Annotated in this window: 24 protein-coding genes; 7 read left to right on the top strand and 17 right to left on the bottom strand. The window is 56.8% G+C overall.

Annotation, left to right across the window (positions count from 1 at the left end; translation table 11 throughout):
* Nucleotide 1: 1 nt before the first annotated feature.
* Genes LINBF2_RS11355 through pilM form a run of 4 tightly spaced genes read right to left on the bottom strand, consistent with a single transcriptional unit; the run spans nucleotide 2 to nucleotide 4,330 of the window.
* A complete protein-coding gene (locus LINBF2_RS11355; protein WP_281888976.1) occupies nucleotides 2-577 on the bottom strand; it encodes a shikimate kinase in 576 nt (191 codons plus the stop codon).
* Nucleotides 578-585: 8 nt separating this feature from the next.
* The gene (gene pilQ, locus LINBF2_RS11360) at nucleotides 586-2,145 is read right to left on the bottom strand and encodes a type IV pilus secretin PilQ (protein WP_348773707.1); all 1,560 of its coding nucleotides are present in this window, start codon (nucleotides 2,143-2,145) and stop codon (nucleotides 586-588) included.
* On the bottom strand, nucleotides 2,142-3,131 hold the full coding sequence (locus LINBF2_RS11365) for a pilus assembly protein PilP (RefSeq protein WP_281888977.1): 990 nt from the start codon (nucleotides 3,129-3,131) through the stop codon (nucleotides 2,142-2,144). Before LINBF2_RS11365 ends, pilQ begins: the two co-directional genes overlap by 4 nt.
* A complete protein-coding gene (gene pilM / locus LINBF2_RS11370; protein ID WP_281888979.1) occupies nucleotides 3,131-4,330 on the bottom strand; it encodes a pilus assembly protein PilM in 1,200 nt (399 codons plus the stop codon). The genes LINBF2_RS11365 and pilM overlap by 1 nt, the downstream gene beginning before the upstream one ends.
* A gap of 188 nt (nucleotides 4,331-4,518) precedes the next feature.
* Here pilM and LINBF2_RS11375 point away from each other — a divergent pair, with 188 nt between their 5' ends.
* Nucleotides 4,519-6,828 carry a penicillin-binding protein 1A gene (locus LINBF2_RS11375; RefSeq protein WP_236657730.1) on the top strand — a complete coding sequence of 770 codons (2,310 nt, stop codon included), beginning with the start codon at nucleotides 4,519-4,521 and terminating at the stop codon, nucleotides 6,826-6,828.
* Between the two features lie 47 nt (nucleotides 6,829-6,875).
* On the opposite strand, the gene cyaY is transcribed toward LINBF2_RS11375, so the two are convergent.
* Nucleotides 6,876-7,205, bottom strand: a complete 330-nt coding sequence (gene cyaY, locus LINBF2_RS11380; protein ID WP_281888981.1) for an iron donor protein CyaY — start codon at nucleotides 7,203-7,205, stop codon at nucleotides 6,876-6,878.
* A gap of 13 nt (nucleotides 7,206-7,218) precedes the next feature.
* Here cyaY and LINBF2_RS11385 point away from each other — a divergent pair, with 13 nt between their 5' ends.
* Nucleotides 7,219-7,464: a lipoprotein gene (locus LINBF2_RS11385; RefSeq protein WP_281888983.1), complete on the top strand. Its 246-nt coding sequence runs from the start codon at nucleotides 7,219-7,221 to the stop codon at nucleotides 7,462-7,464.
* A gap of 18 nt (nucleotides 7,465-7,482) precedes the next feature.
* Nucleotides 7,483-8,760: a diaminopimelate decarboxylase gene (gene lysA / locus LINBF2_RS11390; protein WP_281888985.1), complete on the top strand. Its 1,278-nt coding sequence runs from the start codon at nucleotides 7,483-7,485 to the stop codon at nucleotides 8,758-8,760.
* A 47-nt stretch (nucleotides 8,761-8,807) separates the two neighbouring features.
* Here lysA and LINBF2_RS11395 read toward each other — a convergent pair whose 3' ends face one another.
* From LINBF2_RS11395 to LINBF2_RS11405, 3 genes are all read right to left on the bottom strand, one after another.
* Nucleotides 8,808-9,437 carry a protein-methionine-sulfoxide reductase heme-binding subunit MsrQ gene (locus tag LINBF2_RS11395; protein ID WP_281891332.1) on the bottom strand — a complete coding sequence of 210 codons (630 nt, stop codon included), beginning with the start codon at nucleotides 9,435-9,437 and terminating at the stop codon, nucleotides 8,808-8,810.
* A gap of 13 nt (nucleotides 9,438-9,450) precedes the next feature.
* The gene (gene msrP / locus LINBF2_RS11400) at nucleotides 9,451-10,473 is read right to left on the bottom strand and encodes a protein-methionine-sulfoxide reductase catalytic subunit MsrP (RefSeq protein WP_281888987.1); all 1,023 of its coding nucleotides are present in this window, start codon (nucleotides 10,471-10,473) and stop codon (nucleotides 9,451-9,453) included.
* Between the two features lie 140 nt (nucleotides 10,474-10,613).
* Nucleotides 10,614-11,267, bottom strand: coding sequence for a c-type cytochrome (locus LINBF2_RS11405; protein ID WP_281888989.1), 654 nt, complete (start codon nucleotides 11,265-11,267; stop codon nucleotides 10,614-10,616).
* Between the two features lie 228 nt (nucleotides 11,268-11,495).
* Between LINBF2_RS11405 and yihA the strand changes: the two genes are divergently transcribed.
* The gene (yihA, locus tag LINBF2_RS11410) at nucleotides 11,496-12,098 is read left to right on the top strand and encodes a ribosome biogenesis GTP-binding protein YihA/YsxC (protein WP_104797171.1); all 603 of its coding nucleotides are present in this window, start codon (nucleotides 11,496-11,498) and stop codon (nucleotides 12,096-12,098) included.
* Nucleotides 12,099-12,147: 49 nt separating this feature from the next.
* Here yihA and LINBF2_RS11415 read toward each other — a convergent pair whose 3' ends face one another.
* Together LINBF2_RS11415 and LINBF2_RS11420 are read right to left on the bottom strand one after the other, a co-directional pair.
* Nucleotides 12,148-13,014 carry a lysophospholipid acyltransferase family protein gene (locus LINBF2_RS11415; protein ID WP_281888990.1) on the bottom strand — a complete coding sequence of 289 codons (867 nt, stop codon included), beginning with the start codon at nucleotides 13,012-13,014 and terminating at the stop codon, nucleotides 12,148-12,150.
* A 3-nt stretch (nucleotides 13,015-13,017) separates the two neighbouring features.
* Nucleotides 13,018-13,884, bottom strand: a complete 867-nt coding sequence (locus tag LINBF2_RS11420; RefSeq protein WP_281888992.1) for a lysophospholipid acyltransferase family protein — start codon at nucleotides 13,882-13,884, stop codon at nucleotides 13,018-13,020.
* A gap of 194 nt (nucleotides 13,885-14,078) precedes the next feature.
* On the opposite strand from LINBF2_RS11420, the gene metK reads away from it, so the two are divergent.
* Nucleotides 14,079-15,263, top strand: coding sequence for a methionine adenosyltransferase (gene metK / locus LINBF2_RS11425; protein WP_281888994.1), 1,185 nt, complete (start codon nucleotides 14,079-14,081; stop codon nucleotides 15,261-15,263).
* A gap of 94 nt (nucleotides 15,264-15,357) precedes the next feature.
* Here the strand turns inward: metK and LINBF2_RS11430 are convergent, their stop codons facing one another.
* Entirely contained in the window at nucleotides 15,358-17,172 is a 1,815-nt protein-coding gene (locus LINBF2_RS11430; protein ID WP_281888996.1) for an ABC transporter ATP-binding protein/permease, read from the bottom strand.
* 38 nt (nucleotides 17,173-17,210) lie between these two features.
* On the opposite strand from LINBF2_RS11430, the gene LINBF2_RS11435 reads away from it, so the two are divergent.
* Nucleotides 17,211-17,621 (top strand): acyl-CoA thioesterase, encoded by a 411-nt coding sequence (locus LINBF2_RS11435; protein ID WP_281888998.1) that lies wholly within the window; start codon nucleotides 17,211-17,213, stop codon nucleotides 17,619-17,621.
* A 2-nt stretch (nucleotides 17,622-17,623) separates the two neighbouring features.
* Here LINBF2_RS11435 and LINBF2_RS11440 read toward each other — a convergent pair whose 3' ends face one another.
* The 5 genes from LINBF2_RS11440 to LINBF2_RS11460 are packed head-to-tail and all read right to left on the bottom strand — an operon-like array spanning nucleotide 17,624 to nucleotide 21,903.
* Entirely contained in the window at nucleotides 17,624-18,121 is a 498-nt protein-coding gene (locus LINBF2_RS11440) for a thioesterase family protein (protein ID WP_104797038.1), read from the bottom strand.
* Between the two features lie 22 nt (nucleotides 18,122-18,143).
* Nucleotides 18,144-18,908: an enoyl-CoA hydratase gene (locus LINBF2_RS11445; RefSeq protein ID WP_281889001.1), complete on the bottom strand. Its 765-nt coding sequence runs from the start codon at nucleotides 18,906-18,908 to the stop codon at nucleotides 18,144-18,146.
* A gap of 11 nt (nucleotides 18,909-18,919) precedes the next feature.
* On the bottom strand, nucleotides 18,920-19,372 hold the full coding sequence (locus LINBF2_RS11450; protein ID WP_281889003.1) for a DUF2147 domain-containing protein: 453 nt from the start codon (nucleotides 19,370-19,372) through the stop codon (nucleotides 18,920-18,922).
* 35 nt (nucleotides 19,373-19,407) lie between these two features.
* Complete coding sequence (locus LINBF2_RS11455) at nucleotides 19,408-21,204, bottom strand: acyl-CoA dehydrogenase C-terminal domain-containing protein (RefSeq protein ID WP_104797041.1); 1,797 nt, start codon at nucleotides 21,202-21,204, stop codon at nucleotides 19,408-19,410.
* Nucleotides 21,205-21,216: 12 nt separating this feature from the next.
* Entirely contained in the window at nucleotides 21,217-21,903 is a 687-nt protein-coding gene (locus LINBF2_RS11460) for a TetR/AcrR family transcriptional regulator (RefSeq protein ID WP_281889005.1), read from the bottom strand.
* Nucleotides 21,904-21,982: 79 nt separating this feature from the next.
* On the opposite strand from LINBF2_RS11460, the gene LINBF2_RS11465 reads away from it, so the two are divergent.
* A complete protein-coding gene (locus tag LINBF2_RS11465; RefSeq protein WP_281889007.1) occupies nucleotides 21,983-22,657 on the top strand; it encodes a histidine phosphatase family protein in 675 nt (224 codons plus the stop codon).
* On the opposite strand, the gene ruvB is transcribed toward LINBF2_RS11465, so the two are convergent.
* Entirely contained in the window at nucleotides 22,654-23,715 is a 1,062-nt protein-coding gene (gene ruvB, locus LINBF2_RS11470; RefSeq protein WP_281889009.1) for a Holliday junction branch migration DNA helicase RuvB, read from the bottom strand. The genes LINBF2_RS11465 and ruvB overlap by 4 nt on opposite strands.
* Nucleotides 23,716-23,718: the final 3 nt, after the last annotated feature.

A 23,718-nucleotide genomic window follows, 5' to 3' on the forward strand; every position in this document is an offset into this window, starting at 1 on the left:
ATCAAATTCTGTGTGGGGGCGACACGCGTGGGCGGTCGGCAGGCGCGGGGGGCGAGACGGGTTTGATGTGGCCCGCAAGTTCGAGCTGGGACACGATCATGTTGACCAAGCCTGCCACATTGGGGCGACCTGTTTCGATGACGTAATGGGCGGTTTCGCGGTACAGCGGGTCACGCACTTCGAGCAGCTCGCGCAAGCGCGCTTGCGGATCGGCCACTTGCAACAAGGGGCGGTTTTGGTCATTGCGCAAACGGCGAAACACTTCTTCGGGGCTGGAGCGCAAATAAAACACGTGGCCGTGTTGGCGCAGACGTTCGCGGTTGATGGGACGCAACACCGAGCCGCCACCAGTGGACAACACGCCGTGGTGGTTGTGGCACAAATCGGCGAGCACTTCAGATTCGAGGTCGCGAAAGCGGTCTTCCCCTTCGCGTTCGAAATATTCGCGGACCGAGCAACCCAAGCGGTGCTCAATCGCGTGATCCGAATCAACAAAGGGGAGGTGTAGTCGCCGAGCGAGTTGACGCCCAACAGTCGTTTTGCCGGAACCCGGCAGACCCACCAAAACCAACAACATATGCTTTCTTAACGTGCAACGGCACTGTGATCAAGCATTTTAGGGGTTATGAAGACCAGCAACTCTTGCTTGGCTTGGGCGGTGCGGCGGTTTTTGAACAAATACCCCAGCACGGGGATGTCGCCGAAGAACGGGACTTTGTACTCGTCCTCTTGCTCGCTGGTCTCGTAAATGCCGCCAATCATGACTGTGCCGCCGTTTTCCACCAGCACTTGGGTCTTGACGTGCTTGGTGTCGATGGCAAACCCCGCAGGGGTGATTTGGCCCACGTTGTCTTTGGAAATATCAAGGTCTAACACGATGCCGCCCTCGGGCGTGATTTGTGGCGTGACCTCCAACTTAAGGTTGGCTTTGCGAAACGCCAAGGTGGAGGCTCCGCTGGCGGCGGCCACTTGATAAGGCAACTCTGTGCCTTGCTCAATCACGGCTTTGGCTTGGTCTGCGGTGACCACGCGCGGGCTAGACACAACCTTGCCTTTGCCGTCGGCTTCGAGCGCTGAAAGTTCAAGGTTGAGAAAACGGTTCTTGGCCGAGTTGAAGATAGATACTGCAAAACTGGCTGAAGCAAAGCCATTGAGACTGGCGGCGGGCAAGTTAACGAAGCTGCCGGAGGTGTCGAGCGCTTTGTCGGCAATGTTGAAGCTGGTGCCTTGCTGCGCGGTGGGGTTGGCATTGGCGATGACGTTGGTATTGGTCGGCCCCCACACGTTTTGTGCACCACCCTGCCCCATCCCACCCAAGCGCACACCCAACGTCTGGCCAAAGGTGTCACTGGCTTGGACGATGCGCGCTTCGATCATCACTTGGCGCAAAGGGATGTCGATCTTGGCAATCATTAGCGCCACTTGGTCAAGGCGCTCGGCAATGTCGGTGACGAAGAGTTGGTTGGTACGCGACTCGGCCATGGCGCTGCCGCGTGTGCTTAGGATGCGTGAGCCGCCGCCCATCGACGACAGGCTGAAAGGGGCTGAGTTAATGGGCGGCGCATAACCCAGGCCTGCACTACCGAAACCGCCATAGCCTGCGCCATACCCGCCACCAACGGTAGACATCGCAGGCAACACCGTGCCCCCTTGAATCTGCGTGAGCACATCCACGGCTTTGGCGTAATTGAGTGCGAAGCCACGCGTTTGCATGGGTTCTAGGTTTTGCGCAGCGAGCTTGCTTTCATATTCGAGCTTTTCGCGCGCCGCCACTTCCGTGCGTGGCGCCACCCAAATGACATTGCCTTGCCGGCGCACACTCAAGCCCTTGGCTTGGGCCATGATATCCAGCACTTGGTCCCAAGGCACTTTATGCAGCTTCAAGGTCAATGCGCCCGTGACGCTGTCAGACGTGATGATGTTGAGACCCGTGAAATCGGCCACGATTTGCAGCGCGGTGCGCACCTCGATGTTTTGAAAATTCATCGACATCGGTGCACCGATGTAGGTAGGTTTAGCTTCTTGACTTTGCAGTGGCAGCGCGAACGTTGAGAGAAAAAGTATGCCGCTGTACACGAACGCACAACGCACGGCGTACGCCCATCGGCGACGCATCAACTCACCGCGAAAAAACTTGCAGCTCATGGCGCAGCCTCATGCAAGGGCAAACGCACATCACGGATGTGCCATTCGCCCGAAGAGCTCAGCGCCAATTCTTGAATCAGCAAATGGTCAGGCGCCACCGCCAACACCCGCCCAAAGTCTTGTCCCAGATATCTGCCCGCACGCACGCGATGCACACTCACCATAAGCATATTGTTTTTGTCTCCGACTGGCGGCAGCACTTTGACCAAGGCCTCCATCTCATCCGCGGAAGCGATTTGCCCCACGTACTGCAAGCGTTCGCGCGGATAGGCTTCCAACACATCGCGCGCACGCAAAAGCTCAGGCGCCACCAAACGGGCATAGCTGGGATGTTGCTCGGCATGGGCGCGTTGCGTTCGGCCCCAAGCTTGCGCACTGAAGGGGTCAACTGGCGCAGCCCCTTCTGAATTGACACTGGCCAACTCGAATGCTGCATCAGTCACCGTGGGTTGCGGCGCCAACGCCAACACTTGCGCAGAAACGCCCCCACGTGGATCGGCCTTGAGCTCCAGCGACGACACCGTCACGCCTGGGGCAGCGGTGGACCACTGCGCCAACCAATTGAGCCAACTGTCCCAAGAGCCTTGCACCTTCACATGCACAGGCAAGGTCTGCATGTGCAGTGCACCCAGCGCAGGGTTGTGTTGTAGTTTGTCCATCCTGAGTTGAGACAGCTGCAACCCCTGTTGCTCTGCCAACCGGGTCAGCGCAGCCGCATCTGCAAATGTGGCTTGCGGCTGACTGGAAGTTTGCAATAGCTGTGCAGTCTGTGCGCGCAAAGCTTGCGTTGATTCTTGTTCTGCCACCCATTTAGCCTTGGCCTCGCTGGCGTCATCCCACGCTTGCCAGCTGTGTAGCCACCACGGGCTGAGCAACATCGCACCACAAACGCCCGCGCTAACGAAGAAAGCATATTGATAAGCGCGCGGCCAAAGCCAAGGACGGCGCAAGTCCAACTGCGGCAGAGCGAAAGTCAAACCTTTCATCACACCCCCACCTTCAAATCGGCTTCGATGCGAAATTGCCACACCGGCAAGCCGGTGGTGGACACGGCGGGCATCACTTGCAATTGCGGCAGCTCTGGCGCTTGCGCCCAAATATCAAGGGCCTTGAGTTGTTGCACCAACTGCTGCGCGTGCTTGGATGACAACGCCTCGCCTTGCATGGTCCAGCGCGTGCCTTGCTGTTTGACGCTGGCCACCCACACGCCCTGTGCGGCTTGGCTGAGCACACGGCTCCATTGCAAGCTTTGCGACTGCAAATCTTGGCGTGCCTTCAGCCAGCGGCTTTGTTCTGCGCGGCGCTCATGCAAGGCTTTGGTGTGTGCATGCGCTTTTTGCACCTCGTCAAAGGCGCGTGCTGACGCCACCACATCGCCGGCGTGCGGCTGTTTGCTTTCGGCGGCAGAAGCCATCACCGTGCCAAATCCCAAGGCCAAAAATGCGCCGCCCATGGCGCACACAGCGACGCCCAGCAACCATGCACGGCGCAACACATGCTGCGTGTTCTCACGGTGGGGCAGAAAATTCGCACCTTCCTCGATCCAACCACGCAAGGCCAAACCAAAAGCTTCATCGCACTGCAACGCCAAGGCGGCACTGGCCTGAGGCAAAGCGGCCAAAGTGTGACTCAGCGCCGTGCGACGCACAGCATCTTGACGGGGTTCAACCACAGCGGCGTTCAAACCGGCAAGCTGGGCGACCCGCTGCAAGGCCTCAACACGCAAGCGCGGCGCAGCTTGTACCAAATAAAGCAGCTCACCCGCAGGTGCCGACTCGGTGTCCAAGCTGTAATCCATGCACACCTCGGATGCGTAATCGGGCAGCAGCGATTGCACCTCGGCCTGCAACTGAAATGCCACATCTTCAGGCGACAAACTCGCAGCCAAGGTCACAAGGTGGTTAGACACACAAGCGCTGTCCAAACCAAGATAGGCCAGCTCGGGTTGGTAATCGCCTGCTTCCAAATAAGCGCGCAACCACAGGCCCAGCTCCACCGACTGCATCACCTCGCCATGCGCCACCAGCCCCTCGGGCAACGCCAAACGCTCAGCACAACAAACGGTATCGGGTTGGCTGGGTGAGCCGCTGAGCACCACCAAACTGCAGGCATCAGGGCCCACATCGAGCCCCACCACGCAGAGGCGGCGCGGGCGTGAAAGGGAAAGCCATGAGGTCCAACGCATGAAACACTTCCTTTTGCAAAGGGTCGGGGTGCTTGGCATTTCAACGCGTTGACAAGTGGCTGCGGAGGTGTTTGACTCGAGACTTTTGTGATGGAAGCGTGTTTTTATAATCCTCCCCACTTATGGCGACAAACCACACCCCCGAAGGTTCGAAAGAACACGCTGCTGCACCTGCAGCCCCCCGTTCCATGGCGAGCCGGCTTTTGCTGTGGGCCATAGGGATTGCCGCTGCTGGCATGCTGGTGGTGGGCCTTTTGGTCGCCGTCGCGCTGGCCATGGCTTACCCCCAATTGCCCGACATCTCGGACTTGGCCGATTACCGCCCCAAGCTCTCGATGCGCGTGTATTCGGTCGAGGGCACACAGATTGGCGAGTTCGGTGAAGAGCGCCGCAACCTCACCCCATTCAAAGACATCCCCAAGGTGATGAAAGACGCGGTGCTGGCCATTGAAGACGCGCGCTTTTACCAACACAACGGTGTGGACTACATCGGTCTGATGCGTGCAGCCTTGGCTAACTTGGGTCGCGCCAAGAGCCAAGGCGCTTCAACGATCACCATGCAGGTGGCACGCAATGTGTACCTGTCGTCAGAAAAAACATTCACCCGCAAGATTTATGAAATCTTGCTGACCAGCAAGCTCGAGCACATGCTCAGCAAAGACCAGATTTTTGAAATCTATTTGAACCAAATTTATTTGGGTAACCGTGCTTACGGCTTTGCCGCTGCGTCTGAAGCCTACTTTGGCAAGCCGCTGAAAAACATCAGCATTGCCGAAGCCGCTATGTTGGCGGGCTTGCCCAAAGCACCGTCGGCGTACAACCCCATCGTCAACCCCAAGCGTGCACGCGCGCGCCAGCTCTACATCATTGAGCGCATGGAAGAAAACGGCTTCATCACCAAAGAACAAGCGGTGGCAGCCAAGCAAGAAGAGTTGAAGATTCGCACGGCCATGAGCAGCCTCAACACCCACGCCGACTACGTGGCCGAAATGGCGCGCCAGCTGATGTTTGCGCAATACGGCCCCGACATCTACACCCGCGGCTTGAACGTGTACACCACCATCCGCGCCAGCGACCAACAAGCGGCCTACTTTGCGCTGCGTCGCGGCATCATGGACTTTGAACGCCGCCAACACTACCGCGGCCCTGAGCGTTTCATCAACCTGCCAGAGAAGGCGGCAGAGCTGGAAGACGCGATTGACGACGCTTTGATCGAACAAGGCGACAAGGGCGATTTGTTGGCCGCTGTGGTGCTGGAAGCGACGCCGAAGAAAGTGCGCGTGGTCCGTCAAAACAGCGAGGTGCTGGAAATCACGGGCGAAGGTTTGCAACCCGTGCAATCGGGCTTGTCTGACAAAGCTGCGCCCAACATCAAGCTGCGCCCAGGCGCGCTGGTGCGCATCACCAAGACCGCCAAAGGCGGCTGGGAAATTACCCAACTGCCGGAAGTGGAAGGCGCGTTTGTGTCGATTGACCCACGCGATGGCGCCATTCACGCACTGGTGGGTGGCTTTGACTTCAACAAGAACAAGTTCAACCACGTGACCCAAGCGTGGCGTCAGCCTGGCTCGAGTTTCAAACCGTTCATTTACTCTGCCGCACTGGAAAAAGGCTTCACGCCCATGACCGTGGTGAACGATGCACCCTTGTTCTTCGATGCCAGCGTCACAGGTGGCCAACCGTGGGAACCCAAAAACTACGATGGCACGTTTGAAGGCCCCATGACTTTGCGCAAAGGCTTGGCCAAATCGAAAAACATGATTTCGATTCGCGTGCTGCAAGCCGTGGGCGCGCAAAACGCGCAAGACTGGATTGCACAGTTTGGCTTTGACGCAGAAAAGCACCCTCCCTACTTGACCATGGCGCTGGGCGCTGGCTCGGTCACGCCCATGCAAATGGCGGCGGGCTATTCGGTGTTTGCCAACGGCGGCTACCGCGTGAACCCCTTCCTCATCACCAAGGTGACGGACCAAATGGGCAAGGTGTTGTCTGAGTTCACCCCAACACCGCCGGATGAATCGGCCCGCGCCATTGATGCACGCAACGCCTTTGTGATGACCAGCTTGCTGCAAGAAGTCACACGCTCAGGCACGGCCGCACGCGCCCAAGCCACGTTGAAGCGCAACGACATTTACGGCAAAACCGGTACCACCAACGATTCGATGGATGCGTGGTTTGCGGGCTATCACCCCACCCTCACCGCCGTGACTTGGATTGGTTACGACACCCCACGCAAATTGGGTGACCGCGAAACCGGTGGTGGATTGAGCTTGCCCGTGTGGATCAGCTACATGCAGCACGCTTTGCAAAACGTGCCCGTTTCTGAACCTACGCCCCCTTCAGGCTTGAGCCATGAAGGCGGCGACTGGGCCTATACCGAATTCAGCCGAGGCGCTGGCGTGGGCAGCCTTGGGATGGACAGCCGCTCAGGCAACAGCAGCGAACAGCTGCCAGCGAACGACGAGAAGAAAAAGATTCTCGATTTGTTCAAGAACTAACGACAAGGGCGCTCATAGCGCCCTTGTCGTTTTGTGAACGACTGAAGTTAAGCGTGAAAGGTGAGCGCCAGCCCTGTTTGGGCACTTGCGTCTTGACTGAGGCGATCAAAGAATTCGCCTTGGCCTTTGGTATCGGCCCATTGCGCGCCATCAAACCTGAAGTGGTAGCCGCCGGAGCGAGCTGCCAACCACACCTCGTGCAGGGGCTTTTGAAGGTTGATGATGATTTGGCTTTTATTCTCAAACGTGAGGGTGATCATGCCGCCCACGCGCTGGTTGTCGATGTCGGCATCACCGTCGTCGTTGATGCAGTCACAGGCCAATTCAACGGCTTTGAGCAGAAGTTCTGCGCGGTCTAAGAATTCGAGATCGGTCATTACAATTTGTGCCATGGGTATTGAACAAAAGATTTTAGTCAGGGGCGCAAGCCTTGGTGCGGGTGTGGCCTCTTTGCTGTGCGCTTTGCTGGCGTTGACAGCCTGCGGTCAAAAAGGCGCGCTGTACATGCCCAACGATCCAGAGTTCAAACAACGCGCCACATTGCCCGAGATCGTACGTCGCCAATTGCCAAGCCCCCCCGCCACAGCACCCGCTGCCTCATCTCCTGCCAGCGCAGCCTCTGCGGCTGGCCATTAATTTTTCAAGAGCCGTCTGATGACACACACCACGCTTGCCGGTGCGCCTTTTGTGGCCACTCAACATAACGATTTGTATTTGGAAGGCGTCAAACTCGCCGACCTCGCACACGCACACGGCACACCTCTGTTTGTGTATTCCAAAGCTGCCATGCTCAGCGCCCTCGCCGCCTACCAACGCGGCTTTGCAGGCCGCAACGCGCGTATTTGCTACGCCATGAAAGCCAACTCATCCCTCGCGGTGTTGCAAGTGTTTGCACAAGCAGGCTGCGGTTTTGACATCGTGTCGGGTGGAGAGCTGGACCGCGTCATCGCGGCAGGCGGTGATGTGTCTAAAGTGATCTTTTCAGGCGTGGGAAAAACACGTGCCGAAATGCGCAAGGCTTTGGAAGCGGGTATTGCCTGCTTCAACGTGGAGAGCGAAGCCGAGTTGGAAGTGTTGAGCGAGGTGGCACAAAGCATGGGCAAGCGTGCGCCCATCAGCATTCGCGTCAACCCCAACGTAGACGCCAAAACCCACCCCTATATTTCCACTGGCCTCAAAGGCAACAAGTTTGGCGTGGCGCACGAACGCGCCTTGGCCACTTACCAACGCGCTGCGAGTTTGCCCGGATTGCAAGTGACAGGCATTGACTGCCACATTGGCTCGCAAATCACAGAGTCCACGCCTTATCTTGACGCGATGGATCGCGTGCTGGACCTCGTGCAAGCCATCGAAGCGGCAGGCATTGCCATTCACCACATCGACTTTGGCGGCGGTTTAGGCATCAACTACAACGGTGACACGCCGCCTGCTGCAGATGAACTGTGGGCGCAACTGCTGGCCAAACTCGACGCACGTGGCTACGGCCAACGCCAACTGATGATTGAACCCGGTCGCTCGCTCGTGGGCAACGCGGGCGTGTGTTTGACTGAAGTGTTGTACCTGAAGCCAGGCGAGCAAAAAAACTTTTGCATCGTCGACGCCGCAATGAACGACCTGCCTCGCCCTGCGATGTACGAAGCCTTCCACCAAATCGTGCCTGTGTCTGCACGATCGGGTCAAGCAGTGACGTATGACGTGGTGGGTCCTGTGTGCGAGAGCGGTGATTGGCTGGGTCGTGACCGTCAACTGACCGTGCAGTCGGGTGATTTGTTGGCCGTGTTGTCCACCGGTGCTTATTGCGTGGCGATGTCTAGCAACTACAACACACGTGGGCGTGCGGCTGAAATTTTGGTAGAAGGCACCCAAGCGCATGTGATTCGTCGTCGTGAGACGGTGGCGGACCAGATGGCTTGTGAGTCGTTGGTTCGCTAAGTTTTTGCGTTTGCTTTCGTGGCGGTTCTTTCGCTCCGCCCCGACGATCAGCGAGTGAAACCACCCGAACTAAACAAATGGCGCCACAAAGAAGAGTGGACAACCCTCCAAGCAAGCAACACCAAGATCACAGAGGCATAAACAAACACCTCTGCAAAGTTGCTCTTCCCCGCCCGCATCCAAAAAAAGTGCAGCACAGCCAATACCGCTACGGCGTACACCAAACGGTGCAACCACTGCCAACGCTTGGCACCTAACCATCGAATCGCGCGATTGAACGAGGTCAATGCCAACGGCGTGAGCAACACAAAAGCACTGAACCCCACCAAGATGAACGGGCGCTTGGCGATGTCTGCGGCAATATCACCCCACTCAAACCCCATGTCGAGCCAGCTGTAACAAAGCACATGCAACACCGCGTAAAAGTAGGTGAACAAACCCAACATGCGCCGCAGCTTTGCCAACTCAGGCAAACCCAACATCACACGCAATGGCGTCACCGCTAACGTCACGCACAACAAGCGCAGCGTCCAGTCACCCGTGGCGCGTATCAAATACTCGGCAGGGTTGGCACCCAACGCATCGTTGACAGTGCCCCACACCAGCCACGCAAATGGCAAAAGACAAAGCGACCACAGCACTGGCTTGGCGCTGCGGTGTTGCAGGGCTTTTCGCAAAGCGGTCTTCACATCAATACAGTTTACTCAGGTCCATGCCCGCATAAAGCTGGCCCACTTGGGCTTCGTAACCGTTGAACATCAAGGTCTTGCGCTTTTTGGCAAACAAACCGTCTTCGCCTATGCGACGCTCGGTGGCTTGGCTCCAGCGCGGATGGCTCACGTTCGGATTGACGTTGGAATAAAAACCATACTCTTGCGGCGCTGAGCGGCCCCATGAATTAACGGGCTGCTTCTCCACAAAGCGAATCTTCACCAAACTCTTGGCGCTTTTGAAACCATATTTCCAAGGCACCACCAAGCGCACAGGCGCGCCATTTTGATTGGGCAGCACTTCGCCGTACATGCCAAAGCTCAAGAGCGTGAGCGGGTGCATGGCCTCGTCCATGCGCAGGCCTTCGACATACGGCCAATCGAGCACCCGCGAGCGCACGCCAGGCATGGTTTTGGGGTCGGCTTGGGTGATGAACTCCACATACTTGGCGCTGCCCAAAGGCTCCACACGTTTGATGAGTTCGGCCAGCGAGTAGCCCAGCCACGGAATGACCATGGACCAACCTTCCACGCAGCGCAAGCGGTAAATGCGCTCTTCCATGGGACTGAGTTTGAGCAAGGCGTCTAGGTCGAAACGGCCCGGTTTTTTAACGAGCCCTTCGACCTCCACCGTCCACGGTTTGGTTTGCAAGGTGTGAGCGTATTTGGCGGGGTCAGATTTGTCCGTGCCGAATTCGTAAAAGTTGTTGTAGCTGCTGGCATCGGCGTAGGTGGTGATTTTTTCCATGGTGTTGGCACCACTCACGCGGCTCACAGCGCCCGTCAACGGGGCCAGCTTGCCTGGGCGTATCACCACGTCGCTGGGGGTTTGGGCCAGCGCCTCACGCCAAGCCCATGCAGCCATTGACAGCCCTGCTGCGCCTGCTGCCATTTGTTTGAGCCAATCGCGTCGCTGCGCATACACCGCTTGCGGTGTGATGTCGCTGCTCAGCGTGTGCACAAAACCAGAGTCACTGCTTTTCGATAATTGATTGAAACGCACGAAGCCCCCTTGAATCCAAAAGTTTTTGCATTGTGAGGCATCGCCCATCGAGCCTCATGCCACGCACAGAAAGACCTTAAGACCAGAAACAAAAAAGCTGGCACTCGGCCAGCTTTTTTAGTGAGAGTTGAAACTCTGAATTAACGCAAACCAGCGATGTAGTCAGCCACAGCTTTGATTTCGCGGTCATTCAACTTGGCAGCCACACCGCTCATTTGAGCGCTGTTGCCACGGCCAACGTTTTGACCCACGCCTTTGTTTCCGTGCTCACGGAAGGAATTCAATTGCGCCATGGTGTAGTCAGCGTGCTGACCGCTCAAGCGTGGGTACTGTGATGGGATGCCAGCACCTGTTGGGCTGTGGCAACCAGCACAAGCGGCAATTTGACGGTCAGCCACGCCGCCGCGGTAAATGCGCTCACCCAAAACAACCAAGTCTTTTTCTTTGGCAAAGTTAGGCTTGGCTTCTTTCGAGGCCAACCAAGCTGAAACGTTTTTCATGTCGGCTTCAGACAAGCCAGCAGCCATGCCGCTCATGATGGCGTTGGCACGCTTGCCAGATTTGAACTCTTGCAATTGTTTGACCAAGTAATCTGGGTGCTGTTGTGCCAGCTTAGGGTAGGCAGGCGAACCGGCGTTGCCATCTGCACCGTGGCAAGACGCGCAAACAGCGGTGTAGGTTGCTTCACCTTTGGCCAAATCAGCCTTGGCTGCAGGGGCTGCAGGCTCGGCGGCATTGGAAAGGGCGGGGGCTACCAAGGCGGCAGCAATCAACAAAGAGGCAATCAGCTTCATAGGTGTTCTTTGGTTAATGGGTCTCAAAGACGTCGAAAAACTGCGGTGATTCTACAATGCCTCATGAACCAGCCAGACCCACACGACACCCCCGCCCAAAATGACACGCCTGAGGTGCCTGAAATCGCGGTCCTGAACGCCGAATTTGAAGCCCAACGCGAAGCCGAACGCGCTGCTGCCAAAGCTGCATTCGAGCTCTTAAGCCCTGCCGATCAAGCCAAATACGCCATGGGCTGGCTGCACACCGCACGGTTTTTGACCACCGCGGCCCAGTTGCACCACCTGCCCACCTACGACCTGCCCGAAATTGCCTTTGTCGGCCGCTCCAATGCGGGTAAATCCACCTGCATCAACGTGCTGACCCAACAAAAACGCTTGGCCTACGCTTCCAAAACACCAGGCCGCACCCAGCACATCAACTTATTCGCCATGGGCCGCCAAGGCAAAACCGATGCCGTGCTGGCTGACTTGCCCGGCTACGGCTACGCGGCCGTGCCCAAGCAAGACAAGATTCGTTGGCAACAAGTAATGGCCAACTATTTGCTCACCCGTCCCAACCTGCGCGCAGTGGTGCTGATGTGTGACCCACGTCACGGCCTGACGGAGCTGGACGAAATTTTGTTAGATGTGATTCGCCCGCGCGTGGCAGAGGGCATGAAGTTTTTGGTGCTGCTCACCAAGGCTGACAAGCTCAACAAAACTGATGGTGCGAAGGCTCTGCAAATCACCAAGCTGCAAGCGGGTGGTGGTGAAGTTCGCTTGTTCTCGGCACTGAAGAAACAAGGTGTGGATGAAGTGGCGGCCACTTTGTACAAGTGGATGCACCCTTAATTCAACTGGGCGCTTTACCTTAACGCGTAAAGCGCATCAAGAAGCTGGATTAGTAAAGCTCTGGCGCGCCTGGTGGGCGTGTTTTGAAGCGCTTGTGCACCCAAAAATATTGAGCGGGCATGGTGTTGATAAACACCTCCAAGCGTTGGTTCATCGTGTCCGTGTCGGCCTCGGCGTCGTCTGTGGGAAAGTCATTCCAAGCCGAATACACCACAACCTCGTAGCCTGTATCCGTCATGCGCGTGATGACGGGCATCACTCGGGCTCGCCCCAGTTTGGCAAAGCGCGACAAAGACGGCACGGTCGCGGCTGGCTCGCCATAAAACGGCACAAAGATGGACTCACTTGGGCCAAAGTTCATGTCAGGCAGCAAGTACAGCAATTCGTTTTTTCGTAAGGCCGCGATGATGGGCTTGACGCCATCCTCGCGACGAAACAAACGCACGTTGCCAAACCGTTGACGCCCCTTGGCGACCCACGCATCCACCGCCGCATTCGACTGCGGCGTGAAGATGGTCGTGAAACGCAAAGGCAGGCTCATGGTGAGTGCTGACCACCCCACATCCAAACCCATGAAGTGCGGCGCAAACAACACGGTCGGCGTTGCGTCGGATAACGCAGCCACCTCACCCGACAGCTGCACGCGCGATTGGATGCAAGCCGCACTACGGTGCCACAGCCAACTGCGGTCAAGCCACGCTTGCGCGAAATACACAAAGGTTTGACGGGTCAATGCATCATGTTCGGCATCGCTCAAATGTGGAAAGCAAACACGCAAATTGGTTTGCACCACACGGCGGCGCGATGGGATCACCACCATCAGCAAAGCGCCCAAGCCCTCACCTAGGGCGCGCAACCACGACAAAGGCAAATAGCCCAAGCCACGCAACACCCACAAACCGAAATTGCTGAACATGGTTTAGCCTTCTGCGCGCGGTTGTTTGTCACGCGCGTAACCCCAGAGGTATTGACCGGGTGCATCCAAAACCATACTTTCCACGCCTCGGTTGACCGCCGCTGCAGCCACCTCGGGCGATACGTTGGTGTCTTTCATTTCGGGCGCGTCAAAGGGCCGCATGTGCATGCAAAAACCTTGACCTGCCGGCAAGCGCTCACACCACGTCATGATGACCTGCGCACCGGTTTGTTGCGCCAACTTCGCGAGCAAGGTCATGGTGTACACATCGCGACCAAAGAATGGCGCCCACACACCTTGCCCCAAGGGCGGCACTTGGTCGGGCAAGATGGCCGTGTAGCCACCGTTGCGCAATGCGCGAATGAGGGTGCGCACACCCGCCAGGGATGTGGGCGCGGAATCTAAATACGGGCGTGTGCGGGCATTGGCGACCAAGGGCTCTAGCCACGCTTTGCGTGCAGGGCGAAACAGCGCCACCATGGGCCCATAAGTTGGCCCAAATTTTTCGGCAATCGCTTGTGCGCCAATTTCCCAAGAGCCCAAATGTGGCGACATGATGATCGCGCCCTTGCCGGCTTGCATAGCGGCTTCAAAGTGCTCAGCGCCATCCCACTTCATCAAGCCATCGAGCTTTGTTTCATGCGGGCGCATCCACACCCAAGGCAGCTCAGCCACCATTGCACCAATGGCCGCAACCGCAGGACGGGCATCGCGCCACGCCACACCAGCCGCATGCACATTGGCTTTGAAATTGCGTCTGTAGCCAGGCGACAACCACCACACCAACCAACCCAGCACAGCGCCCAAGCGCTGCATCAAAGGCAGAGGCAAGCGGGCGAGGAAGTGAAAAATGCGGGTGGTGAGAGACATGAACTTTTTGATGACTTTGATAAATCCACTAGAATTCTGATTGTCGCTGAGTTACAGAACAACTTGCAGGGCGACGACACACCACCGTGTGAGAGTGAGGGCTAGGCCCAAACCACTGCTAAAGCGTTCGCTAGGCTCCAAGTTTTCAGGGTCGGCAACGCCGAACAACCCATTGAAAACAAGGAGCTTTTTTTATGTCAAGCAATTACCTCTTCACGTCTGAATCCGTTTCAGAAGGCCACCCAGACAAAGTGGCAGACCAAATCTCTGATGCGATTTTGGACGCGATTTTCGAGCAAGACCCCCTCTCACGCGTGGCTGCCGAGACCCTAACCAACACTGGCTTGGTTGTGTTGGCTGGCGAGATCACCACCAACGCGCACGTGGACTACATCCAAGTCGCACGTGACACCATCAAGCGCATCGGCTATGACAACACCGATTACGGCATCGACTACAAAGGTTGCGCTGTGATGGTTTGCTACGACAAACAATCCAACGACATCGCCCAAGGTGTGGACCACGCGTCTGACGACCACCTCAACATCGGCGCAGGCGACCAAGGCCTGATGTTTGGCTACGCTTGCAGCGAAACGCCAGAGCTGATGCCCGCCCCCATCTACTACGCCCACCGTTTGGTCGAGCGCCAAGCTCAGCTGCGCAAAGACGGCCGCTTACCTTTCTTGCGTCCTGACGCCAAGAGCCAAGTGACCATGCGCTACGTGGACGGCAAGCCTCACAGCATTGACACCGTGGTGTTGTCCACCCAACACAGCCCTGACCAAAGCGAGTCAGCCACCAAGATGAAAGCTAGCTTCAACGAAGCCATCATCGAAGAGCTGATCAAGCCCGTGTTGCCCAAAGAGTGGTTGCAAGACACCAAGTTTTTGATCAACCCCACAGGTCGATTCGTCATTGGTGGCCCACAAGGCGACTGCGGTTTGACTGGCCGAAAAATCATTGTGGACACCTACGGCGGCGCATGCCCTCACGGCGGTGGCGCGTTCTCAGGCAAAGACCCATCCAAAGTGGACCGCTCTGCCGCATACGCTGCACGCTACGTAGCTAAAAACATTGTGGCTGCTGGCTTGGCGACACAGTGCCAAGTGCAAGTGGCATACGCCATTGGCGTGGCACGCCCCATGAACATCACGGTGAACACCGCAGGTACTGGCGTGATCTCTGACGACAAGTTGTCAGCACTGGTGGCTGAGCACTTTGACTTGCGCCCCAAAGGCATCATTCAAATGCTCGACTTGCTGCGTCCAATCTACGCCAAGACAGCGGCTTACGGTCACTTTGGTCGTGAAGAGCCAGAATTCACATGGGAACGTACCGACAAGGCTGCGGCATTGAAGGCTGCTGCTGGCGTGAAGTAAACGCTTCTTCGCTTCTATTCAAGGGCTTCTCGTTTTTAACGAGAGGCCCTTTTCGTTTGTACCGAGCTTCGCCGCAATCGAACGAATAAAAACATCAAGTTTCTGAAGACTGCTGCAACGCCCACATCTGCGCATACCGCCCATTCATAGCCAACAGCTGCGCGTGAGCACCTCGCTCCACAATGCGCCCCGCATCGAGCACCAAAATCTCATGCGCATCCACCACGGTCGACAAACGGTGCGCAATCACCAAGGTGGTTTTGTTCTGCGCCGCGCTTTGCAGCTCTGCCTGAATCGCCCGCTCATTGGCACTGTCCAACGCCGAAGTGGCTTCGTCAAAAATCACAATCGGTGGATTTTTTAGCAAGGTACGTGCAATTGCCACACGCTGCTTCTCACCGCCCGACAACTTCAAACCACGCTCACCCACCATCGTGTCGTAGCCCTTGGGGGTTGCAGAAATGAAATCATGGATATGCGCTGCGCGTGCCGCTTGCTCCACCTCGGCCTCGGTCGCATCCGTGCGGCCATAAGCGATGTTGTAGCGCACGGTGTCGTTGAACAGCACCGTATCTTGCGGCACGATGCCCATGGCGCGGCGCACACTGCCCTGCGTGACTTGGCGAATATCTTGGCCGTCAATGGTGATCGCCCCAGAGCCCACGTCGTAAAAGCGAAACAGCAAACGCGCAAGCGTGGACTTGCCAGAGCCCGAAGGCCCAACCACCGCCACAGTTTTACCCGCAGGAATCTCGAAGCTGATGCCATGCAAGATGGGTCGGGTGGACTCATACGCGAACACCACGGATTCAAACTTCACCGTAGGCGAACCGCTCAAATGCAAAGCAGGCGCATTGGGCGTATCTGCTACTTCGCGTTCTTTTTCCAGCAATGTGAACATGCGATCCAAGTCGGTCAGACTTTGTTTGATCTCTCGGTACAGCACGCCCAAGAAGTTCAGCGGAATGTAGAGCTGAATCATGAAGGCGTTGATCATCACCAAGTCGCCCAAGGTCATGCGGCCATCGACCACGCCTTGTGTGGCACGCCACAACATGCCCACCAAGGCCACGGCGATGATGAGCTGCTGACCGGTGTTGAGCAACGACAACGAGGTTTGCGCTTTCAGGCGTGCACGCCGCAAGGCCTCTAGGCTTTTGTCGTAGCGCGCAGCCTCGAAGGCTTCGTTGTTGAAATACTTGACCGTCTCGTAGTTGAGCAACGAGTCCACCGCTTTGGTGTGCGCTGCTGAATCAGACTCGTTGGCTTGGCGACGGTACTGCGTGCGCCATTCGGTCACTTGAATAGTGAACACGATGTACAGCGCCAGCGCAGCCAGCGTGATGCCTGCAAACCACACATCAAACTTCACCGCCAAGATGCTCAGCACCAAAGCCACTTCAATCAGGGTGGGCACGACGCTGTAAAGCGAATAGGAGATGAGCGACTCAATACCGCGTACACCACGCTCAATGTCACGCGTCATGCCACCGGTTTGACGCTCCAAGTGAAAGCGCAAGCTCAAACCATGCAAATGTTGAAAAGTTTCCAGCGCAATTTGACGTGCCGCACCTTGCGTGGCTTTGGCAAATACCAACTCGCGCAACTCGGTGAACCCAGACACCGACAAACGCAGCGCGCCGTACACCACCAGCAAGGACACAGGCACGACGATGACCGCCAGCGGGTCATTCGGCTTGAACGACATGGCGTCAATCAACTCCTTGAGCAACAAAGGCACGCTCACGTTGGCCACCTTGGCGCCAATCATGAAGCTCAAGGCCGCGAGCACCCGCCATTTGTATTGCCACAAATAGGGGAAAAGGCGTTTGATGGTTTCGCTGTCGGGCCGTTGTTTAGGTGGCTGCCCAATAGGTGTGGGCGCAGAAGAATGGGCGTGATGACGCATGTTGCACAATGCCAAAAAGTAATTCTTCGATTGTGCCTATGTCTACCTCTGCTAACCCACACGCTGTTCCCTTGCCCACCGACCAAGAACTGGTGCTCAAAGTCATCCCTATGCCAGCTGACTGCAATCAGAACGGCGACATTTTTGGTGGCTGGGTCATGGCTCAAGTCGACTTGGCGGGCGCTGTTCTACCCGCACGCTATGCGCGAGGCCGTTTTGCCACGGTGGCGGTGAATGAGTTCATCTTTAAGCACCCTGTGAAGGTGGGCGACATCTTGAGCTTTTTCTCGCGCGTGGTGCGCATCGGCAACACCTCGATCAATGTGAAGGTAGAAGTGTTTGCCGAGCGTTTCAGCGCACAAGGTGAATACATGAAAGTGACCGAAGCCACCCTCACCTACGTGGCCATCGATGAGACGGGCAAGCCCCGCGTGATTCCGAAAGACTGAGCTTAGGAAACGATGTAGGCGCCAGTGCCGGTGGACATCAGCGTGCCATCAGGCCCGCGAAATTCCATGCGCGAGGTACCTACACGTGTGCCCACACGCAAAGCATGGGCATGGATGGTGAAGTGCTCACCAATACCAGGGCGCAAGTAGTCCACCCGTAAATCAATCGTGCCCAGCTTGGCAAATCGCTCCAAGCGTTCTGCAGGTGGTTCTTTCATGTGCTTGGCCGCCAAGCACGCCATGACGGCGGCACTGCCGATTGCATCGAGCACCGCACTGATCACGCCGCCATGGATGCGGTTGTAGGCATAGTGCCCCACCAGATCGGGGCGCATGTCGATGCGGGCCACCACTTCGTCGGGGGTCACGCTGACGATCTTCAAGCCGAGCAACTTGTTGAAAACAATCTTCTCTTCGTAGATGTCGCGAAAGCTGTTCAAGTATTCGGGTTCAAACATCACAGCACTGGCCACGCCCGTGTTGGCAATCGTTGACGACATCGGCGGTCTTTCGTTCAAAAAATCAAAGCTTCGAGAAATCAGGCTTGCGTTTTTCCATGAAGGCACCAAACGCTTCTTTGGCAGCAGGCTCTGTCAGCATACGACCAAAGGAAGCGGCTTCTTCATTCATTTGTTTTTGCACCAATGCGGCTTGACCTGCTTTCATCAAACGCTTGGTTTCGAGCAATGACGACAAAGGCTTAGCGGCCAATTTACGAGCCTGCACTTGTACATAGCTGTTGACCTCAGTGGGTGGCAAAACGCGGTTGACCAAGCCAATTTCCAAAGCGGCTTCAGCCATGAACGGCTCACCCAACAGCAGCGCTTCGGCGGCGCGGTGGTAGCCCATCATTTGTGGTGCGAGCAAACTCGATGCAGCTTCAGGGCACACACCCAGATTGACAAACGGCATGGCAAATGCCGCGTTGTCACCGGCGTACACCAAATCGCAATGGAACAACAGCGTGGTGCCAATACCCACAGCGGGGCCGGCCACAGCAGCCAACACAGGCTTTGGAAATGCCGCGATGTTTCTCAACAAACGAAACACGGGCGCATCTTGCGATGACGGTGGGTTGTGCAAAAAGTCGGCAATGTCGTTGCCTGCGCAAAAGACAGCCTCATGGCCTTGGAACACCAACACGCGCACCTCGGGGTTGCGCTCGGCTTGCTCCACCGCATCGGCCAAAGCGGTGTACATCGCAGCAGTGAGTGAGTTCTTTTTATCGACGCGGTTGAACGTCAGCGTCATCACACCTGCATCGATGTGGCTCAAAATTTCGGACATAGTTTTCCTAGTTACTGGGCACGCAGCCAAACTTGGGTGCGATAGAACGGACCAATGTAGCCGCGCACTTGCAGCTTTTTGCCACCTTCTAATGGCACCAGTTTGACGGTGTATTCCTTGCCGTTTTCGGGATCCAAAATTTTGCCGCCATTGGCCCACAGGTTGTCAGCCGAAGCATCAGGCTTCACACCACGGATGATTTCCATGCCGATGATGGCTTGGCCCTTGCGATCGTCTTTGCAGTCGTCGCAGATTTTCTTGGCGTTGGGGTCGTTGCGCAGTGACTTGACCACGCGGCCACTGAGTGCGCCGTCTTTGTCGACGATTTGGATTTCAGCTTTGGCCTCACCCGTTTTGTCATCGATCGAATGCCAAGTGCCCACGGGCGTCATTTGGGCAAAGCTGCTACCAGCAGCCAACAGGGCCAAGCCCACTAGGGTTTTGAAAAAGTATGTGTGTGTCATGGTTTGAATTTACTCGAATTAAATGACGATACAACTCAGGCAAACACTGCCTCTGTCTCCATCAGCACAGCCGAGCCGGCACGGGCGGTGAGCATGAGCGACGCGGTTTCTGGGAACAGCTTGGCAAAGTAAAAGCGTGCGGTTTGCAGCTTGGCTTGGTAGAACGGGTCGCGGTTGCCTTCGGCAATTTTTTGCAGCGCTACTTTGGCCATGCGAGCCCAGAAGTAGCCAAACACCAAATGGCCTGCCACACGCAGGTAGTCCACAGCAGCAGCGCCCACTTCGTCGGCGTTTTCCATGGCTTTGTAGCCAATCTCGCCAGTGAACTGTGTCATCTGCTGGCCCAATTTGGCCAATGGATTGACGAACTCGGCCATGTCGTCATCGCCTTGCGCCTCTGCCACCAGTTCGGCAATCAGCTTGCCAAACTTCTTAAGAGAAGCACCTTGATTACCCAGCACCTTGCGGCCCAACAAGTCCAAGCTTTGAATGGTGTTAGTGCCTTCGTAAATCATGTTGATGCGGGCATCACGCACGTATTGCTCCATGCCCCATTCGCGAATAAAGCCATGGCCACCAAACACTTGCATGCACGACGAGGTGGCAGTCCACGCGTTGTCGGTGATGAAGGCTTTCACGATGGGCGTGAGCAAGGCCACTTGCTCGGCCGACTCTGCACGCACCGCTTCGTCAGGGTGATTCAACTCACGGTCAATGAGCAAGGCGCAGTGCAACGCCAACGCACGGCCACCTTCGGCGTAGGCCCGGGCTGTGAGCAGCATCTTGCGCACATCTGGGTGCACCAGAATGCTGTCGGCTGGTTTGCTCGGGTCTTTGGCGCCCGTGAGGCTGCGCGACTGGATGCGGTCTTTGGCATAGGCCACTGCGTTTTGATAGGCCACCTCGGTCAAGCCCAAGGACTGCATGCCCACACCGATGCGTGCGGCATTCATCATCACAAACATCGCGGCCAAACCTTTGTTGGGCTGGCCCACCATCGTGCCCACCGCGCCGTCCAACACCATCTGTGCTGTGGCGTTGCCGTGGATACCCATCTTGTGCTCTAAGCCACCGCAATAGATGCCGTTGCGCTCGCCAAGGCTGCCATCGGCTTTGACGTGGAACTTAGGCACCACAAACAAGCTGATGCCTTTGCTGCCCGCAGGCGCATCAGGCAAACGTGCCAACACCAAGTGCACGATGTTGCTCACCATGTCGTGCTCACCGGCACTGATGAAAATCTTGTTGCCCGTGATGCGATAGCTGCCATCGGCTTGTGGCTCGGCCTTGGTACGCAAGAGACCCAGGTCGGTACCGCAATGCGGCTCGGTCAAACACATGGTGCCTGTCCACTCGCCACTGGTGAGCTTGGGCAAATACAGCGCTTTTTGTGCGTCAGTGCCGTGCGCGTGCAAGGCCTCGTAAGCGCCGTGCGTGAGGCCGGGGTACATGGTCCACGCTTGGTTGGCGCTGTTGAGCATTTCGTAAAAGCACTGGTTCACCACGATGGGCAAACCTTGACCGCCGTACTCCGGGTCAGCACTCAACGCTGGCCAGCCGCCTTGCACGTATTGGTCATAAGCGGCCTTGAAACCATCAGGCGTTTTCACTTCATGCGTGTCGCGGTTGAGCGTGCATCCTTGTTCGTCACCGATTTGGTTGAGCGGGAAGATCACCTCAGATGCAAACTTACCGCCCTCTTCCAATACCGCCGTAATCGTATCGGCATCCATGTCGGCATGTTTGGGCATTTGCTTCAAATCATCCGTGACGTGCAGCACTTCGTGCAGCACAAATTGCATATCGCGCAGAGGTGGGGTGTAGCTGGGCATGGTTTTGTCTCCTTACTTTTTGGATGGGCTAGTGCGCTTGGCGCTTGTTTGACTGACGGATGTGGCATTGCTTGCACCGTAACGCTGCAAGATGTTTTCAAAACCTTTGAGGGTGCGTGCCAACGATTTGGACGAACGTAAAAATCGGGCTTCGTATTGCAGCGCCAAGATGAGGCCGTGCAGTTCGAACACCATTTGCTCTGCATCCATATCAGCGGCCAAGTGGCCCTCTTCGCGCGCTTGCATCACCGTGCGGTGCACCGCAGCGAGCCAAGTTTTGACCGAGCTGGCCAGAGCGTCGCGCACAGGGCCGGGACGATCATCAAACTCTGCCGCGCCACTGATGTAGAGGCAACCCGAGTCAATCTCGGCCGATGTGCGCTTGGTCCAGTTGGCAAACAACTGGCGCAAACGTGGTAAGCCGCGCTCGACTTGCAAGATGGGCAAAAACACTTCAGCTTCAAAGCGCAAGTGGTATTCACGCACCACCGAAATTTGCAACTCTTCACGCGAGCCAAAGTGGGCAAACACGCCCGACTTGCTCATGCGCGCCACCTCGGCTAACGCGCCAATGCTCAAACCTTCAAGGCCGATTTGCGTCGCCAAACCCAAAGCCGCGTCGACAATGGCAGCTTTGGTTTGCTGGCCTTTTTGCAACGCCTTGCTTTCGCTGGCTGCAGTTTTTCGTGTGGCGTTCATGCGGAACTTTTGAATGAAACTCTAGAAAAGAACGATCGTGCTATTTTGCACGATTTTTGAATCCTTAAACTAAGCCCCTATGCAAGCCACCCGAATTCTCGCCATCCGCCACGGGGAAACCCTGTGGAATGTTGACACCCGCATTCAAGGCCACCTCAACATTGACCTGAACGAAACAGGTCGCTGGCAAGCCGAGCGCGTGGGCCATGCCTTGGCAGAAGAACCTATTCATGCCATTTACAGCAGCGACTTGCGCCGTGCATTTGAAACAGCGCAAGCCATTGCAAATGCCCCCGCCCGACTGGCTGCACGCACCCACACACCTGCGCAAGTGACACCGCATTTGCAATTGCGCGAGCGCCACTTTGGCCATTTGCAAGGCAAAACATGGGCCGAAATCGAGACCCAACACGCAGAAGAATGCAAACTTTGGCGTGGACGTGACCCACATTGGGCGCCGTCGGGCGGCGAGTCTCTGACGGTCTTGCGCGAGCGAATTAGCCACTGCGTGAATGAACTGGCAAGTCAACACCTTGGCGAACAAATTGTGTTGGTCGCGCACGGCGGCGTAATGGATGCGTTGTATCGCTTGGCCACCAACCAATCGGTAGAAGCGCCACGCACATGGCACTTAGGCAATGCGGCCATCAACCGATTGCTATGGACGCCTCAGGGCTTGAGCCTGGTGGGCTGGGGTGATGTGTCGCACTTTGATGAAGCACATGGCGCGCCTCGCGACGAAACCACCACTTAATCTGTGGTGACGTCGCCAATCGCCTTGGGCGGCGTGACACCCAAGTGGCGGTACGCCGCCAAAGTGGCCATGCGGCCACGTGGCGTGCGTTGCAAGAAACCTTGCTGAATCAAATACGGCTCAATCACGTCTTCAATCGTGTCGCGCTCTTCACCAATGCTGGCGGCAATGTTGTCGAGGCCCACGGGGCCGCCATCAAAGCGGTGAATCACCGCCTCCAACAATTTGCGGTCCATCAAGTCAAAGCCTTGCGGGTCCACGTCCAACATGGCCAATGCTTTTTTGGCGATGTCTTCGGTGATGCGGCCTGTGCCCTTCACATCTGCATAGTCGCGCACACGGCGCAGCAAGCGGTTGGCAATGCGTGGCGTGCCGCGTGAGCGACGCGCAATCTCAAAACCACCTTCCACATCCATCGGCGTGTCCAGCAAACCCGCGCTGCGCACCACGATGCGTTGCAGCTCTTCGGCGGTGTAAAACTCCAAGCGCGACACAATGCCAAAGCGGTCACGCAGGGGGTTGGTCAACATGCCCGCACGGGTGGTGGCCCCCACCAAAGTGAAAGGCTGCAAGTCGAGCTTGATGCTGCGGGCCGCTGGGCCTTCACCAATCATGATGTCGATTTGGTAGTCCTCTAGCGCGGGATACAAAATCTCTTCCACCACGGGCGACAAGCGGTGAATCTCGTCGATGAACAGCACATCGTTTTTCTCTAAGCCAGTCAGCAACGCGGCCAAGTCTTTGGGCTTCTCCAACACGGGGCCACTGGTAGAGCGCAGGTTCACACCCAGCTCTTGCGCAATGATGTGGCTCAGCGTCGTCTTGCCTAAACCGGGTGGACCAAACAGCAGCACATGGTCGAGCGCTTCGTTGCGCTTCTTGGCTGCGCCAATGAAAATCTCGAGCTGCTCACGCACCTTCATCTGGCCCACATACTCTTGCAGCAGTTTGGGGCGTAGCGCGCGCTCAATCGCTTCTTCGTTGGGCGATACAGGCGCAGCAGACACCATGCGCGAAGGCACGGGCGATGGGGCGAAATCGTCGGTTTGAATGCTCATGGT

It is taken from the genome of Limnohabitans sp. TEGF004, from assembly GCF_027924965.1.
Taxonomy (GTDB): domain Bacteria; phylum Pseudomonadota; class Gammaproteobacteria; order Burkholderiales; family Burkholderiaceae_C; genus Limnohabitans.

What these genes read in the sequence shown, in the direction of transcription:
- LINBF2_RS11460 (WP_281889005.1), bottom strand. Translation starts at nt 21,903, where the DNA reads ATGAACGCCACACGAAAAACTGCAGCCAGCGAAAGCAAGGCGTTGCAA.
- pilQ (WP_348773707.1), bottom strand. Translation starts at nt 2,145, where the DNA reads ATGAGCTGCAAGTTTTTTCGCGGTGAGTTGATGCGTCGCCGATGGGCG.
- LINBF2_RS11455 (WP_104797041.1), bottom strand. Translation starts at nt 21,204, where the DNA reads ATGCCCAGCTACACCCCACCTCTGCGCGATATGCAATTTGTGCTGCAC.
- LINBF2_RS11365 (WP_281888977.1), bottom strand. Translation starts at nt 3,131, where the DNA reads ATGAAAGGTTTGACTTTCGCTCTGCCGCAGTTGGACTTGCGCCGTCCT.
- LINBF2_RS11405 (WP_281888989.1), bottom strand. Translation starts at nt 11,267, where the DNA reads ATGAAGCTGATTGCCTCTTTGTTGATTGCTGCCGCCTTGGTAGCCCCC.
- LINBF2_RS11465 (WP_281889007.1), top strand. Translation starts at nt 21,983, where the DNA reads ATGCAAGCCACCCGAATTCTCGCCATCCGCCACGGGGAAACCCTGTGG.
- LINBF2_RS11450 (WP_281889003.1), bottom strand. Translation starts at nt 19,372, where the DNA reads ATGACACACACATACTTTTTCAAAACCCTAGTGGGCTTGGCCCTGTTG.
- LINBF2_RS11440 (WP_104797038.1), bottom strand. Translation starts at nt 18,121, where the DNA reads ATGTCGTCAACGATTGCCAACACGGGCGTGGCCAGTGCTGTGATGTTT.
- metK (WP_281888994.1), top strand. Translation starts at nt 14,079, where the DNA reads ATGTCAAGCAATTACCTCTTCACGTCTGAATCCGTTTCAGAAGGCCAC.
- LINBF2_RS11375 (WP_236657730.1), top strand. Translation starts at nt 4,519, where the DNA reads ATGGCGAGCCGGCTTTTGCTGTGGGCCATAGGGATTGCCGCTGCTGGC.
- yihA (WP_104797171.1), top strand. Translation starts at nt 11,496, where the DNA reads ATGGGCTGGCTGCACACCGCACGGTTTTTGACCACCGCGGCCCAGTTG.
- LINBF2_RS11435 (WP_281888998.1), top strand. Translation starts at nt 17,211, where the DNA reads ATGTCTACCTCTGCTAACCCACACGCTGTTCCCTTGCCCACCGACCAA.
- LINBF2_RS11355 (WP_281888976.1), bottom strand. Translation starts at nt 577, where the DNA reads ATGTTGTTGGTTTTGGTGGGTCTGCCGGGTTCCGGCAAAACGACTGTT.
- LINBF2_RS11415 (WP_281888990.1), bottom strand. Translation starts at nt 13,014, where the DNA reads ATGTTCAGCAATTTCGGTTTGTGGGTGTTGCGTGGCTTGGGCTATTTG.
- LINBF2_RS11430 (WP_281888996.1), bottom strand. Translation starts at nt 17,172, where the DNA reads ATGCGTCATCACGCCCATTCTTCTGCGCCCACACCTATTGGGCAGCCA.
- pilM (WP_281888979.1), bottom strand. Translation starts at nt 4,330, where the DNA reads ATGCGTTGGACCTCATGGCTTTCCCTTTCACGCCCGCGCCGCCTCTGC.
- LINBF2_RS11445 (WP_281889001.1), bottom strand. Translation starts at nt 18,908, where the DNA reads ATGTCCGAAATTTTGAGCCACATCGATGCAGGTGTGATGACGCTGACG.
- LINBF2_RS11385 (WP_281888983.1), top strand. Translation starts at nt 7,219, where the DNA reads ATGGGTATTGAACAAAAGATTTTAGTCAGGGGCGCAAGCCTTGGTGCG.
- LINBF2_RS11420 (WP_281888992.1), bottom strand. Translation starts at nt 13,884, where the DNA reads ATGTCTCTCACCACCCGCATTTTTCACTTCCTCGCCCGCTTGCCTCTG.
- cyaY (WP_281888981.1), bottom strand. Translation starts at nt 7,205, where the DNA reads ATGACCGATCTCGAATTCTTAGACCGCGCAGAACTTCTGCTCAAAGCC.
- ruvB (WP_281889009.1), bottom strand. Translation starts at nt 23,715, where the DNA reads ATGAGCATTCAAACCGACGATTTCGCCCCATCGCCCGTGCCTTCGCGC.
- lysA (WP_281888985.1), top strand. Translation starts at nt 7,483, where the DNA reads ATGACACACACCACGCTTGCCGGTGCGCCTTTTGTGGCCACTCAACAT.